At 42.2% G+C, this 14,623-nt stretch carries 10 protein-coding genes; 3 read left to right on the forward strand and 7 right to left on the reverse strand.

Annotated elements, in window-relative coordinates:
- Positions 1–117: 117 nt before the first annotated feature.
- Positions 118–1,164, reverse strand: a complete 1,047-nt coding sequence (locus DW121_RS12935; protein ID WP_118323998.1) for a leucine-rich repeat domain-containing protein — start codon at positions 1,162–1,164, stop codon at positions 118–120.
- Between the two features lie 123 nt (positions 1,165–1,287).
- On the opposite strand from DW121_RS12935, the gene DW121_RS12940 reads away from it, so the two are divergent.
- Complete coding sequence (locus DW121_RS12940; protein ID WP_118323999.1) at positions 1,288–2,142, forward strand: CPBP family intramembrane glutamic endopeptidase; 855 nt, start codon at positions 1,288–1,290, stop codon at positions 2,140–2,142.
- A gap of 3 nt (positions 2,143–2,145) precedes the next feature.
- Here the strand turns inward: DW121_RS12940 and DW121_RS12945 are convergent, their stop codons facing one another.
- A complete protein-coding gene (locus DW121_RS12945; RefSeq protein ID WP_118324000.1) occupies positions 2,146–3,762 on the reverse strand; it encodes an ABC-F family ATP-binding cassette domain-containing protein in 1,617 nt (538 codons plus the stop codon).
- A gap of 868 nt (positions 3,763–4,630) precedes the next feature.
- Between DW121_RS12945 and DW121_RS12960 the strand changes: the two genes are divergently transcribed.
- Both DW121_RS12960 and dnaJ read left to right on the forward strand, forming a co-directional pair.
- Positions 4,631–5,248 (forward strand): nucleotide exchange factor GrpE, encoded by a 618-nt coding sequence (locus DW121_RS12960; protein WP_117712704.1) that lies wholly within the window; start codon positions 4,631–4,633, stop codon positions 5,246–5,248.
- Positions 5,249–5,261: 13 nt separating this feature from the next.
- A complete protein-coding gene (gene dnaJ, locus DW121_RS12965) occupies positions 5,262–6,443 on the forward strand; it encodes a molecular chaperone DnaJ (RefSeq protein ID WP_009120667.1) in 1,182 nt (393 codons plus the stop codon).
- 63 nt (positions 6,444–6,506) lie between these two features.
- On the opposite strand, the gene DW121_RS12970 is transcribed toward dnaJ, so the two are convergent.
- From DW121_RS12970 to DW121_RS12990, 5 genes are all read right to left on the reverse strand, one after another.
- The gene (locus DW121_RS12970; RefSeq protein WP_118324001.1) at positions 6,507–7,298 is read right to left on the reverse strand and encodes a prolyl oligopeptidase family serine peptidase; all 792 of its coding nucleotides are present in this window, start codon (positions 7,296–7,298) and stop codon (positions 6,507–6,509) included.
- 369 nt (positions 7,299–7,667) lie between these two features.
- Entirely contained in the window at positions 7,668–9,206 is a 1,539-nt protein-coding gene (locus tag DW121_RS12975) for a hypothetical protein (protein ID WP_117712557.1), read from the reverse strand.
- Positions 9,207–9,339: 133 nt separating this feature from the next.
- The gene (locus tag DW121_RS12980; RefSeq protein ID WP_118324002.1) at positions 9,340–11,187 is read right to left on the reverse strand and encodes a PKD domain-containing protein; all 1,848 of its coding nucleotides are present in this window, start codon (positions 11,185–11,187) and stop codon (positions 9,340–9,342) included.
- A gap of 12 nt (positions 11,188–11,199) precedes the next feature.
- Positions 11,200–12,810 carry a hypothetical protein gene (locus DW121_RS12985; RefSeq protein WP_410492043.1) on the reverse strand — a complete coding sequence of 537 codons (1,611 nt, stop codon included), beginning with the start codon at positions 12,808–12,810 and terminating at the stop codon, positions 11,200–11,202.
- 121 nt (positions 12,811–12,931) lie between these two features.
- Entirely contained in the window at positions 12,932–14,623 is a 1,692-nt protein-coding gene (locus DW121_RS12990) for a hypothetical protein (protein ID WP_118324004.1), read from the reverse strand.

The following is a 14,623-nucleotide window of genomic DNA, read 5'->3' on the forward strand; positions in this document are numbered from 1 at the left end:
GAAGAAGGGCTTTTAATGAATAATGAAGAATGAAGAATTTGGCTGCGCAATGCAAGCACGCCGCAAGGTAATTCTTCATTATTCATTCTTCATTATTCATTAAAAGCTCCTTCTTCATTATTTTCTATAAATCAGCTTGTCTTTCCCATTACCGAAAAGATTGTCGCCTAAAGTTGTTATTTTATTGCCGGTGGCAAGGACATAGCGCAGGTTGTCGCATCCCATGAATGCACCATATTCTATGGCGGTTACGGTAGAAGGCAACTCCAATGTGCCGCACAAACGTCCGCAACCGCTGAATGCACGCTGCCCGATGCTCTTCAAGGCATGAGGCAACTTGATGTTGAGCAAATACTTCTTTTGGGTAAATGTGTAGTCGGGAATGACGGTGGCATTACATTTGGATAAATCCACACTCACCAGATTAGGCATATAATTGCGTATCAGGGTGAAGTCCGCCTCGTCCATTTTACCCTCTACTGTAAGGAAGTTGACGTCTTTGGGCTGTATGCCGACACGAATCAGTTCACTGGCAAGACTGCCCATCGTAGCTATCTGTACGGTAGCCCCTACCGGCTCACCCTCTATAAATGCAAACGTTTCCCACTTCTTGCCGCGACGATAAGAATCACCGCTGCCCAACGGAATAAATATGGCCGTCACACTGTCTGCCAAGGCTTCGGGCAACAAGTTCGGGGGAGTTTTCTTACGTATCTGGCAAATCTTTAAATTGGTACATCCCTTGAATGCTCCGTCCTCAATGTTCTTTATCTTATCGGACAGGATAACTTGAGTTAATGATGTCTTTCCTACAAAAGAACTGTCACTGCCCTGTCTGCAAAAAGCATAGGATGGAATACAATTGGCGGGATAGATATAAAAACGGTCGGGATGCGTGCCGTTCTTTCCGGCATACATACTGATAGACGCATTGGATATATCCAATATCTGCAGTTTCTTGAATTCATCCCGCAGGTGGCGGAAATCAACCGCATTCAGTTTGCCTTGCAAAACAAGGTGGGTAATCTCATTAGCTTCCTCTTCAGTCAGCATTTCCACCAAAGTGCCGGGCTTTGCAACGGTATATCTTTTGGAACTCTGGGCATAACCGCTCAATATAATGCCCAATCCGGCTACCACTAAAAGTATCTTTCTCAGGTTCATGTTTTAAGTGTCAGATTGATTTGATTTTCCAAATATAAGAAGAAACTGTCAACCTTGAATAATGATTTCTCTTTTTATTGCTATTTTTGTCGGATATTAATTAACCGAAATTATTTTTCGCGTATGGAAACCATTGAAACCAACTCCAAAACCAAACGCTTTGGACAAGTGGCAATCGACATTGCATTATTCGCCGCGCTTGCTTTTATCATTCTTACAATAATAGGCATACCTCTATGGGCTATGTGGGAAAGTCCGGGCAACGGAGAAGCCAACGAAATATTCTATCTCATACCGCTCGAAGCACTGACACTGATTAGCGTATTCCTCTCCGCTTGGGTGGTGTGGCGTTTCCGCAAGGTTTCATTGGCAGTATGGGGACGCTCCTTGGCTCTGCGCCGGAAAGATGTGCTGGCGGGCATATTGCTGGCGGTCGTCCTCTACGCAGTAGGCTTCGGCATATCCTTACTGGCAGGAGCGATAGAAGTTGCAGGCGTTGCGCTTAATCTCTCTACCCTATTCATTAGCCTCGGCTTCTGTCTGCTGGTGGCCATCACGGAGGAGTTGGCATTGCGGGGCTTTGTATTGGAACGTATGCTGCAAGGCGGAGTAAATAAGTTTTGGGCATTGTTCCTCTCTGCCGCCCTATTCTCATTGATTCATATAGGCAACCCCAACTTTGACTTCCTGTCTTTCATCAACCTCCTGTTGGCAGGTATCCTCTTGGGTTCTTCCTATATATACACGCGTAACCTCAGTTTTCCGATAGCCTTGCATTGGTTTTGGAACTGGATACAAGGTCCTGTCTTGGGCTATGAGGTCAGTGGGAATAAATTTTGCGATGGTCTGTTGACGCTTCATCTGCCCGAAGCCAATCTGATAAACGGAGGAGCCTTCGGGTTTGAAGGCTCCATCCTTTGTACTGTATTAATGATAGCGGGAACAGGAGTGATTTTAAAAGTATTCGGAAATCACTAACCGCTATTTATTATACATCTTTGCCCTCAATTCCTTGATATGGTCTGAAGTGATGTATTCATCATATTCCATCATCTTGTCGATAATACCGTTCGGTGTCAGTTCGATGATGCGGTTTGCCACAGTCTGAATAAACTCATGGTCATGGGATGAGAACAGGATATTACCCTTATACGTCTTCAGGTTATTGTTGAACGCTTGGATAGACTCCAAGTCAAGATGATTGGTCGGAGTATCCAGAATCAAACAGTTGGCATTGCGCAACTGCATACGCGCAATCATACAACGCATCTTCTCGCCACCCGACAATACGCTTGCTTTCTTCAGCACCTCTTCGCCGGAGAAAAGCATACGGCCGAGGAAGCTCTTCATGTACACCTCATTGCCCTCGCCAAACTGGCTCAACCAGTCTACCAGATTCAAATCCGTATTGAAGAAAGCGGTGTTGTCCAACGGCAGGTAAGCCGTGGTAATCGTAACGCCCCAGCTGAATGTTCCCGCATCCGGCTTCATGTTCTCGTTGATAATCTCGAACAAGGCGGTCATGGCACGCGGGTCGTGTGAAAGGAAAACAATCTTATCCCCTTTCTCCACATTGAAGTTTACATCGCGGAACAGTATCGTACCGTCCTCCAATGTTTTTGTCAATCCCGAAACTTCGAGAATCTGATTTCCCGGTTCACGTTCGGGAGTAAAGATGATACCCGGATATTTACGTGACGACGGTTTGATTTCTTCCACATTCAGCTTCTCCAACATCTTCTTACGGCTGGTAGTCTGTTTGCTCTTTGCCACATTGGCGCTGAAACGGCGAATAAACTCTTCCAACTCTTTCTTCTTCTCCTCAGCTTTCGCCTTCTGGTTCTGCTGCTGACGGAGTGCCAACTGGCTGGACTCATACCAGAAACTATAGTTACCGGCAAAGAGATTAATCTTTCCGTAGTCGATATCCACCGTATGCGTACAAACGGAATCGAGGAAGTGACGGTCGTGGCTTACTACCAAAACGGTATGTTCAAAATTGGCAAGATACTCTTCCAGCCAAGTTACAGTGTCCATATCCAAGTCATTGGTAGGCTCGTCCAGCAGCAAGTTATCGGGATTGCCATACAAAGCCTGCGCCAGCATGACACGTACTTTTTCCTTATTGTTCAGCTCGCCCATCAGCACGTAATGTTTGTCTTCCTTGATGCCCAATCCGCTCAATAAAGCGGCAGCGTCACTTTCCGCATTCCAGCCGTCAAGCTCGGCGAATTTTTCTTCCAGTTCGGAAACTTTCAAACCGTCCTCATCCGTGAAGTCTTCTTTGGCATAGAGCTCTTCACGTTGTTTCATAATGTCCCACAGCACTGTGTGTCCCATCATTACGGTATCCATCACCGTATAGGCATCCCACTTAAAGTGGTCCTGGCTCAAAACAGACAGACGTTCGCCCGGTCCCAGCATGATAGAGCCTGTCGTCGGGTCCAAATCTCCCGAAATGGTCCGCAAGAAAGTCGACTTTCCCGCACCGTTAGCACCAATTATACCATAACAATTACCACTTGTAAACTTCAGGTTTACATCATTAAACAACACTCTTTTACCAAACTGTACCGATACGTTCGAGACTGTAATCATCTTTATATTTACTATTTTATTATGTACTACTTACCTAATCCTAACATTATTCTGTAGGAGTTAAAGGACTTCTTACAACTTAACTTTCAAGTATGCTATAACTCTGCAAATTGCGGGCACAAAGATAATGATAAAAACCGAGAATGGGAGCAAATTAGTACAAGAAGGTTGTAAGCAAAGAAAAATGCTTGATGTAATGGGGTATGTTTTACTTTTTTCAAAAAAAAGAAAGAAAATACATTTTTAGTGTAATATTTTTGAGATTTTTGCGTATGTTATTGCCTTTAAGGTCGGGACTCTCTTCACGCCACATTTTAGCAGTCTTGCCAAACATTACTACATTCAATACATCAGCTTCATTGGCATGAATTATATTAGCCTACATAGGAGTAACCTCGGCAGGAATCAAATTCTGTTTGATGGCATCGGTATAATAGCATTAGTAGAATCTATCCATTTTTAGACGAAAGGGTAAAAGCATTTAAACCAACCTCTTTCCTACCCCCCTCGAATTCGATGGGTTTAAAATTGGGATTATATAGACTTTCCCTTAGTTTAGGCCTTTGTATTATATATACAGACCAAACTTGTTTATATGTATTGACAGCAAAAGATATGTGCCGGCGATTACAACAAGTTAACTTATTGCATGATATAAAGTTAACTAAGTACTTACAATGAAGTTAACTTACTGCAACCTATCAAGTTAACTTACTTCCATCACGATGTTAACTTCCTATTTATAGAATATTTCGCTGTCAATCTGACATAAAAGTATTACCTTTGCAGCGTTTTTGGCAAAAGCCGTCAATTTGGCAAAGTTTTTGCTATCCAAACCGTATCATATTAACTTAAACCCTTGACAGCGATGAAAGCAAAATCATTTTATAAGAATAACAAGCATAACAATATGGACCCAAAAGAAAAAGAAAACATTAACGAAGAAGAGTTGAAAGTAGAGGCTGTTCAAGACGAGAATAGTGAAGAAACAACTGAGAAAGAAGAAGTTGCCCTGACTGAAGAAGAGAAACTCACTCAGGAATTAGAAAAGGCCAATGCAGAGATTGAAGACCAAAAAGACAAGTATCTGCGTCTCTCCGCCGAGTTCGACAACTACCGCAAACGTACAATGAAAGAAAAAGCCGAACTCATCCTGAATGGTGGAGAAAAGAGTATCAGCAGTATTCTTCCTATCGTGGACGACTTTGAACGCGCCCTGAAAAACATGGAGACTGCCACCGATGTAGCTGCCGTAAAAGAAGGTGTGGAACTTATCTACAACAAGTTTATGACAGTATTGGGGCAGAACGGTGTCAAAGTAATCGAAACCAAAGAACAACCGCTTGACACAGACTACCACGAAGCCATTGCCGTAATTCCGGCTCCCGACGAAGCCTTGAAAGGTAAAATTCTGGACTGCGTACAAACCGGTTACACACTAAACGACAAAGTAATCCGCCATGCCAAAGTAGTGGTTGGAGAATAACATACACAGTTATATGGAAAAAAGAGATTATTACGAAGTACTGGAAGTCGAAAAAACAGCATCGGTAGAAGAGATAAAGAAAGCCTATCGCAAGAAAGCCATCCAATATCACCCCGACAAAAACCCCGGCGACAAGGTAGCCGAAGAGAAGTTTAAGGAAGCGGCAGAAGCATACGATGTATTAAGTAATCCGGACAAGCGTGCCCGTTACGACCAATTCGGCCACGCCGGAATGGGTGGTGCTGCCGGTAACGGCGGACCGTTCGGCGGTTTCAGCGGCGGTATGTCCATGGACGACATATTCTCCATGTTCGGCGATATATTCGGCGGACACAGCGGCGGATTTGGCGGCGGTTTCAGTGGTTTCGGCGGATTCGGCGGCGGTGGTGCACAACAGCAACGCCGTTATCGCGGCTCGGACTTGCGCGTAAAAGTAAAGCTGAACCTCAAGGAAATTTCTACCGGAGTAGAGAAAAAATTCAAACTGAAAAAGTATGTACCATGCAGCCACTGCCACGGAACCGGTGCAGAGGGAGACGGCGGTGCGGAAACCTGTCCTACTTGTAAAGGCAGCGGTACGGTAATCCGCAACCAGCAGACCATTCTCGGCACAATGCAGACACGCACCACTTGTCCTACCTGCGGCGGCGAAGGCAAAGTTATCAAGAATAAATGTAAGGAATGTGCCGGTGAAGGAATCGTCTACGGTGAAGAAGTGGTTACCGTAAACATCCCGAAGGGTGTAGCCGAAGGTATGCAGCTCTCCATGGGCGGCAAAGGTAATGCCGGCAAGCACAACGGTGTACCGGGCGACTTACTGATTCTTGTAGAGGAAGAACAGGACAAGGAACTGATTCGCGACGAAAACGACTTAATTTACAACTTGTTACTCAGCTTCCCGACAGCTGCATTGGGCGGTGCAGTGGAAATCCCGACCATTGACGGAAAGGTTAAGGTGAAAATCGAATCGGGTACACAACCGGGAAAGGTTCTCCGCTTACGCGGCAAAGGTTTGCCTAATGTAAACGGATACGGAACCGGAGATTTACTGGTAAATGTCAGCGTTTATGTACCCGAAACTCTGAATAAAGAGGAGAAAAAAGCCTTGGAAGAAATGGAAGGTTCGGATAACTTCAAGCCGAATACTTCCATTAAGGAGAAGATTTTCAAGAAGTTCAAGAGTTTGTTTGACTAAAGATTATACTTCTGAGTACAAAAAAACAGGGAATTATACATTTGCATATCAAAAGAAAGAGAATTATTTCTCTTTCTTTTGATTAAACAACCAACTCATAAAGTCAGGATAATTAAAAGCAGGATTCCAACTGTTATGATCACATCCTACAAACTCGATATATTCAACACTGGCATCAATAGCCTTCAATGCTTTATAAGCTTCCCGGGAACCTTCAGGTGTTACAACAGAGTCCGTATCACCATGAAAAATACGGAACTTAATTTCTCTTAGTTCTTTTTCAATGCGGACAGGATTTACCGTGCCGCAAATAGGAACTGCAGCAGCAAAGATTTCAGGATAACGAATAACCATATCATAGGTTGCCATTCCACCCATAGAAAGCCCCATTATATAAACACGAAGTTTATCTACTTGTGGCATATCAAGAAAAGTGTCAAGCAAACTTTTCAACGTACGTATAGTAGTGGTGAGTTCCGGATTGTCAGGCATCTCAAAAGGTTCGAAAGAATCAGGACGCGTTGCATACCCCCAATAATTTTCTGCAGAACATTGAGGTAACAAGATAAAAGCCGGATATTTTTTTCGATTTACAGGATTAAGCCACATTTGTCCTCCATGCTTTAACTGCTTCCGATTATCATTGCCTCGCTCACCTGCACCATGCAAGAATAGTACCAATGGATATTTTTCGCCCGGCTTCTCCACTTCCGGACGCAACAAGCAATATCGTAAAGAATCGCCTTGAGAAGACACGTACACATTTTGCTCATATCCTTTGTAAGAACTTTGCGCTGATACATTTATCAAGCATAACACCCATAACAATATTTGTATGCAAACTATTTTCTTCATATCTATACTAACCATTATTTAATCATTATTAAGGTGCTCATTAATAGCACTATACGCTTTATCCTAAAATTCATTTTATACTCTCGTTAAAATAATAAGACGGGATAGTTTATAAATATATAACTATTCCGTCTTATTTTAATTAATAACGCCCATTTTTAATAGCAGGTGACTTTTTTTCCAAAATCTTAATAAATTACACTAGAATTGGCAGCCATCTCCTAAAACAAATTATCAAGCGCACCAAGTATTTTTTTCAAGTATATCAAAACAGATTTATCATCGTAATAAAACAGATTATCTGTTTCATCAGAATAGATAATCTATTTCATTAAAACGCATTATCTATTTTGTTTATACCCCTTATTATCATCGCTTCTCATCAACACCTGTCCAGCTCAACCCCGGACCGCCACCGGCTGTATATCCACGACTCTCACCAGTCTCCCACGGAGAAATCCAGAAAGCATATAAGTCGGCATCACGCAAATAGAACTTGACACGAACAGCCTTACCTTCCAACGCCCCAAGATTCCGGTCAGAATTCCAAGATATTTGATATTTCGTACTATTTGCCTTTTTCATGGCAACACAGTCTTTTTTGGTAAAACCGGGTATAGGAGTACCATTTTCATCTTGCAATTCTACAAGTAAGAAACTTTTCTTGTTACGTACATCCGCATTCACAAAGAAATAATTTCCATCAATAATAAAAGTATCACTCACTGCATATCCCTCTGACGCAGCCGCCCGCAGTGAAACAAAGCCGTCACGACGGAGAGTAGCAAGGCCGGTCGCAAAATTAGAATCGTGTACTGGCTTACTATTGTAGCGCCCGCTTACATAGAAATAGAGTGAATCACCAACTATCAAAGGGGTTCCTGCCACAGACTGAACATTTCCGGCATTCCAAGCGCCAAAATCGAAACTGACCGGAAGAAACGGCCTTTTAAACTCGCGTTTCCACTGAAAGCCGTCTTCACTCCAACCTATCAATACCTCATTCCGCTTCTGAATCATCAAACTATCACAAGCATCGTTCTCCGGTCCCTGCCAAATAGTGAAGTATCCTAACAGACTACTTTCATAAGGCATCGCTTCATGATTGTATATCTGCGGACGAATAGCAGGAAAGTCCGGATTACGTGGGTCATCATCTTCTGCATTAAACCAATATTTAATAAATTTATCACTTTTATTGTCGTATACTCTATGGGCCAAACTTACTAACATCTCAGGATCCTCATGTGCCAAAAAACAACGGGAACGACGGTATTTTTTTCCATTGATTGTTTTCAGAGAAAGCACATACTTCTTACGAAACGGATCATAATAAGCTGCACAACGATCATAAAGTTCTCCTGACAAAGCTTTCGGTTCGCTCCAATGTATACCGTCTGCTGAATACTTCAGCTTCATACTCACAGAAAAACGGTCGTTAAATTCCATCAGAAACATTTTATATCGTTTGTCTGCATGACGCTCAAACTTGTCAAGTAACACTGATACGCAATCATGCTCCGCAGTGTCTACAATATTAGTACCCGGGACAATATCCAAATCCGGCTTGAACCAATGCTTGCCATCTGCCGATTCCGCATAGCAAGTAACCAATCCCAAGACCTTATTGCCACCTGCAGAATACCACATCTTATATTTTGAGGCAAGTTCGTCATACCATACACCTCCACTGAAAGGAGCTGCATATGGGTCTCCATTTATATTCAGTTCCCAAGTCTTATCAGCCTTCAGAATGGGATTTTCAAGATAATAGGAAGGCGTATGAAAAACACGCTCCACACCCGCAGATTCCCAATCCGGATGGTCAGCAATCAATATGCGTCCGCGCCAGGCAGATATATCATGAGCAAAAAACAGTAAGATTAAGAAAAAAAATAGTTGTTTCATATTTTTCTATTCGTTATAGATATTACTGATAACCCTTTCTTTTTTATAAAAAAAGGGTACAGTTCCCAAAATGCCGTACCCTTTTTTCTCAAATATTAAATTTATATTTTACACATTCACAGAATACAATGTATTATTTCTGCAATCCGGTACGTTGAGGATTCTGTCCACGCATAGGCCATGCAGAATCCACAGCATAAGATGCTGCTTTTGAAGTCAGACAGACTACCTGATTAGCATCTCCTTTTTTCACAGAAACAAAAGTATTTCCCTTTTTATCCATCAGTGGCGAAGAAATGGTGCTATCTCCTATTTTTAAGGAAGAGTATACCTTGCCATCCGGCTTCACAACATAATAAGTAGCATCCGCTGTAATAAAGTGCACATATCCACGATCATCAACCAACGGAACAGTTTGAGCATCGGCTGTGGTTGCAAAATGCCACTTCAAGCTACCGTCAGGATTAAGAGCCACTACCCCTGCAGTATTTTCCCCTGCAGACTTACCGCCGTTAGCATAAATCGTACCATCTGTTCCCAATACAACTCCACCATCAGGTACCGCCCCTACTGTTATGTGCTTCCATTTTTCCGTTCCATCAGGATTCAATGCAATGATTGCACCACCACCTTCTCCAGAGACCTGGTCTGCTACAATATAAACTGTACCATCCGTACCTATTGTAGCAGTCGCTGATCGCAAAGCGCCGACGAAAGCCTCACTAGCACCTCCTAAATTAGTATTATAAATCCATTTATCTGCACCGGCCGACAAATTATAAGCCAAGAATCCCAATGTACCTTTTCCTGTTGCATAAAGTGTACCATCTTTACTTAGAGACATACCACCTGTGAAGTCTGCAATACCGGCAGAGGTGTACTCCGTACTATTACCATCAGCAGAAAATTTCCATATTTTTCCATTTGCACGCTGAGCCACATAAATATTTCCTTCAGCATCAATTGTTGGAGTGATAGCATACACATTGGCATCCTTCAAGCCCTTAGCCCAAGCTGTTTTTCCATCAGGTTTCACCGCCATAACAAATAAGCGACGTTCAGTTCCAGTATCTTTTAAGTCTCTTACTACAAAATAGACATTACCATTGGCCCCCACTGACGGACTACCATATATATCTTTGGCTCCTGCTTTTTGACTACCGCCATCATGATTTTCTTGCATTCCTTTGTCTATGTTATAAGACCAAGCTGTTGAACCGTCAACAATATTATAAGCATTCAAAGCGCCTGAAAGGCTACCATCGCCACCAGTAAGCATATATACCATAGAACCGTCAGAAGACAAAGCCACAGAAGAGCCACCAGTTACAGAGCCCGGCAAAGCTGAAGTCCACAACACAGCAATGGCTTTAGAAGGATCGAATACAGCCACACTTTTTGTGACACTGGATTTCAATCCGTAACTGTCCGTAACAGTCAATGTCACAGAGTATGCACCGGCATCATTATAAACAAATGTAGGATTTTTCTCTGTAGAAGTTGTTTTTTCCGCATCCCCAAATTCCCATAAATAAGCAGAAATAGTAGTTGTTCCTTTTGTGGTAGTAGCATCTGTAAAATGCACCTCATCACCCATTTGATATTCGTTACTGTCCAATGTAAAATCTGCATTGGTTGGATTTACAACTTCTATTTCCTTTTTAAAAGTCGCTTTCAACCCATTGTCATCAGTCACAGTCAGCAGAACCGTAAACAAACCATCTTGCATATAGGTAAATGTCGGACTTTGCTCGGCAGAGGTAGACTCATCAGCATCGCCAAACTCCCACAAATAAGAAACTATTTTAGTTCCTTGTTCAGGAGCCGTTTTATCTGTAAATGTTATAGGTTGCCCTACTTCATATTCACCGCTAACATCAAAGCTTGCTTTGGCAGCTGTATTGTAAACCGTATCTTCATCTTTGCAAGATGTTACGCATACCAACAATACGGATAATAGTATAAAAGTTATCTTTTTCATAAGTATTATTATTTATTTTTTATCAATGCCGCTACTATGTAATCCTGCTCCTCCACCGGCAGTATACCCCAGGCTCTCGCCCGTCGCCTCCGGAGAAATCCAGAAAGAATAAATCTCACCGTCAGTTACATAGAATTTGACTTTTATCGTTTTATTTTTCAAAGAGGATAAGGTAGTATTTCCATTCCATTCAATCTTCTGCTTCACTGCATCACCTTTCACAGTCTTACAGTCCGATTTAGTGAAACCGGGAATCACCTTTCCATTCGAATCCAGTAATTCTACTTGCAGACTTCCATTCACATTCACGTTCACAAAGAAATGTTCGCCTGAAAATACCAGCTTACCAGTCAACAGTTCTCCTGTTCCTTTCATAGATGCAAAACCGTCACGACGTAAAATTGCCAATCCAGTAGTAGTAATCTCATTTGTACCTTCCAGTCTACGACCGCTTAAGTAAAAATAAAGCTTGTCGCCCACAATTACAGGACTACCTGCCACTGATTGCAAATTACCATTATTCCACGCCTTACGATCGCTGTTCACTGCCATAAAAGGATTCATATCTTCACGGTACCAGCTATAACCGTCACGGCTATACCCTACCATTATTTGATTACGCTTAATGACATTATCCGCAGCACAAACATCATTTTCCGGACCTTGCCACACAGAGAAAAAGCCTAACATCAAACTTTCGTAAGGAGTAGCATCCAAATTATAGATGCCAGGTGCCCCATCGTTCTTTTGGTAATCCGAATGCTTTTGCTCATTAGGCCACGGTCCAAACCAAAAAGCGCTCAAATCCGCTTTGGCATTTTTATTACCAACTACCGGATCGGCATTTTCTGCATAATCACGCGCACGTACAGTATAAGGATCTGATGAATTGACACGAACATTATGTCTCATACTCCATATCCATACATTACGAAATGGATTTTTGTATACTGTAGAACGATCGGCTATAGCTTGTGAGGGTGTCATATTATCACGCCATTGTTTTCCGTCTGCCGAGGTCTTATAATGATATTTCCAATTACCCTTACCTCCGGCAACCTGAAACATTTTATAGCGTTTGGATGAATTGGGTTCTTGTTTGTCGAGCCATACCACAGATGCATCACGCTCCAATCCTTTATCTACGATATTCGTACCAGAAACAACTGAAAGCAAAGGCTTAGTCCAATTAATGCCATCGGTAGATTCTGCATAACAAGTAACTCCTGCATTGTTCACAGAATAGTCTCCACCACCTGCCATATACCACATTTTATATTTGTTATCCATCTCGTCATACCAAATACCATCACTGAATGGCGCAGCAAACGCAGCTCCTTTACTTCCCATTTTTTCCCAATCTTTATCAGCCTGAAGAATCGGATTTCCAGAATAATATTCCGGATAATGGAACTCACGTTGCAATGAAGTTTTCTCTATCAAGAAATTATCAACAAAAAGTTGACGGCCTACAGAGATATTCACAACCTCCGGTTTATTTGATAAATAAAATGGAAACATTCCTTTACGTATCTCAGAAGAATAGGAACGCTTCGGAGGCCATTGTTCGGGCAATACAATGCCATTATATATAGCATCTTCACTCGGAGTGGGTTCAGGCATTGGATCCGGTGCAGGAGTTGGTTCTGGCTCCAATTGCGTATTGTCTTTGCTACAGCTATATGCACCAGTTGCTAAAAACAAAAGCAATAAATAATATATCCAACATCTTCTCATAGCATTTTTATTTTAAAGGTTTATCAATTCCATCAACCGAAAGTCCCGGACCACCACCAGCTGTATAGCCACGACTTTCACCACTCGCCCATGGAGAAACCCAAAATGCATATAAGTCACCGTCGGTCAGATAAAACTTAAATCTAACTGCCTTACCGATAAGATCAGATAAATCTTTCTTATTCTTCCAAATAATTATTTGTTTCACACTATCAGTTTTCTTCAATGCAATACATTCCTTACGCGTATATCCGGGAATGGCATTCCCTTCCGCATCAAGCACCTCTACCGCAAGTTGTGCTTTCTTTGCCTTTACATCAGCATTGACAAACAGATATTTCCCATCGAATGTTATTTTCTCCGTAGTCAAATAACCGGCTTCCTTCCCAGCCTGCATAGATACAAAACCGTCACGACGTAAAGTAGCAAGCCCGGTAGATGTGTAACTATCCCACATGATTTTATTTAACCGACGACCACTTGAATAAAAATAAAGCGAATCGCCAACAATCAACGGAACACCATTTATAGACTGCATATTACCCCAGTTCCAAGCACCCTCTGTTTCGTTGACTGCCATAAAAGGCTTGAAAGACTGCCGTGAAAAATGAAAACCATCACGACTGTATCCCAAAAACACTTCATTTTTCTTCTGAATGCCGAGCTTACCACAAACATTGTTCTCCGGTCCTTGCCATACGCTATACTGCCCCAGCATTATACTTTCATAAGCAATCGCATCAAAATTGTAAATACCGGGATCTACTTCCGGAAATTCGGGATGACGAGGTTCTTTATCACTAGGAGTGAACCAAAATACCATGTTTTTATCAGGAACACCTTTGCGAATACGGTGTGCCATACTTACCGCAACCTCTGGGTCTACATTTTCCAAATAACTTCTGGAACGCGAAGATACCGAAGTACTATAACGCATACTTAATGCCCATACACCACGGAAAGGATTATAGAATGCGGAAGAACGATCGTACAAGTCACCGGATTGTGCAACCCCATTGCTCCAATGAATGCCATCTGCCGAATATTTTAAAATAAACTGCCAGCGACGATCTGTAGGACGGCGTTCAACATTAAACATTTTATAGCGTTTAGCTGGGTCTTTTTCCTGCTTATCAAGCCAAATAGTTGCAGCATCACGGTTACAGGTATCCACAATATTAGTCTGATTATAAATTTCCAATTCCGGTTTAGTCCAAGTTTTTCCATCTGCAGACTCTGCATAACCGGTATAGAAAGTTTGCTTATCCTGTTTATGAATTGTACCGGCACCTGCCAAATACCACATTTTAAACTTTCCATCTTTCTCATCATACCAAATACCGTCACTGAACGGAGCTGCATAAGGAGCACCCTCTATCGTCTTTTCCCACTCCTTATCGGGAGCCAGCACCGGATTTCCCGAATAAAAATTAGGAGTATGTGCCACTTGTTGTAAATTAGTTTCTGCTATCAGAAAGTTATCTACAAACAACTGCCTGCCTACGTTTACAGGAATTACTTCCGGTTTTGTTTTTAGATAGGGGATAGGCATATCTTGCGCAGTGGCAGGCTCCTCATAACGAGGAGGCCACTGTTCAGGGCATACAATACCATTAGATAATATTTTTTGTTGTGCCAATACTGTCATGCCAACAGATAAAAGACACCACGAAGCAAGTATTATTTTTATTTTACTCAT

The sequence above is a fragment of the Bacteroides sp. AM10-21B genome (genome assembly GCF_003472565.1).
In the GTDB taxonomy this organism is placed as follows: Bacteria; Bacteroidota; Bacteroidia; order Bacteroidales; family Bacteroidaceae; genus Bacteroides; species Bacteroides propionicigenes.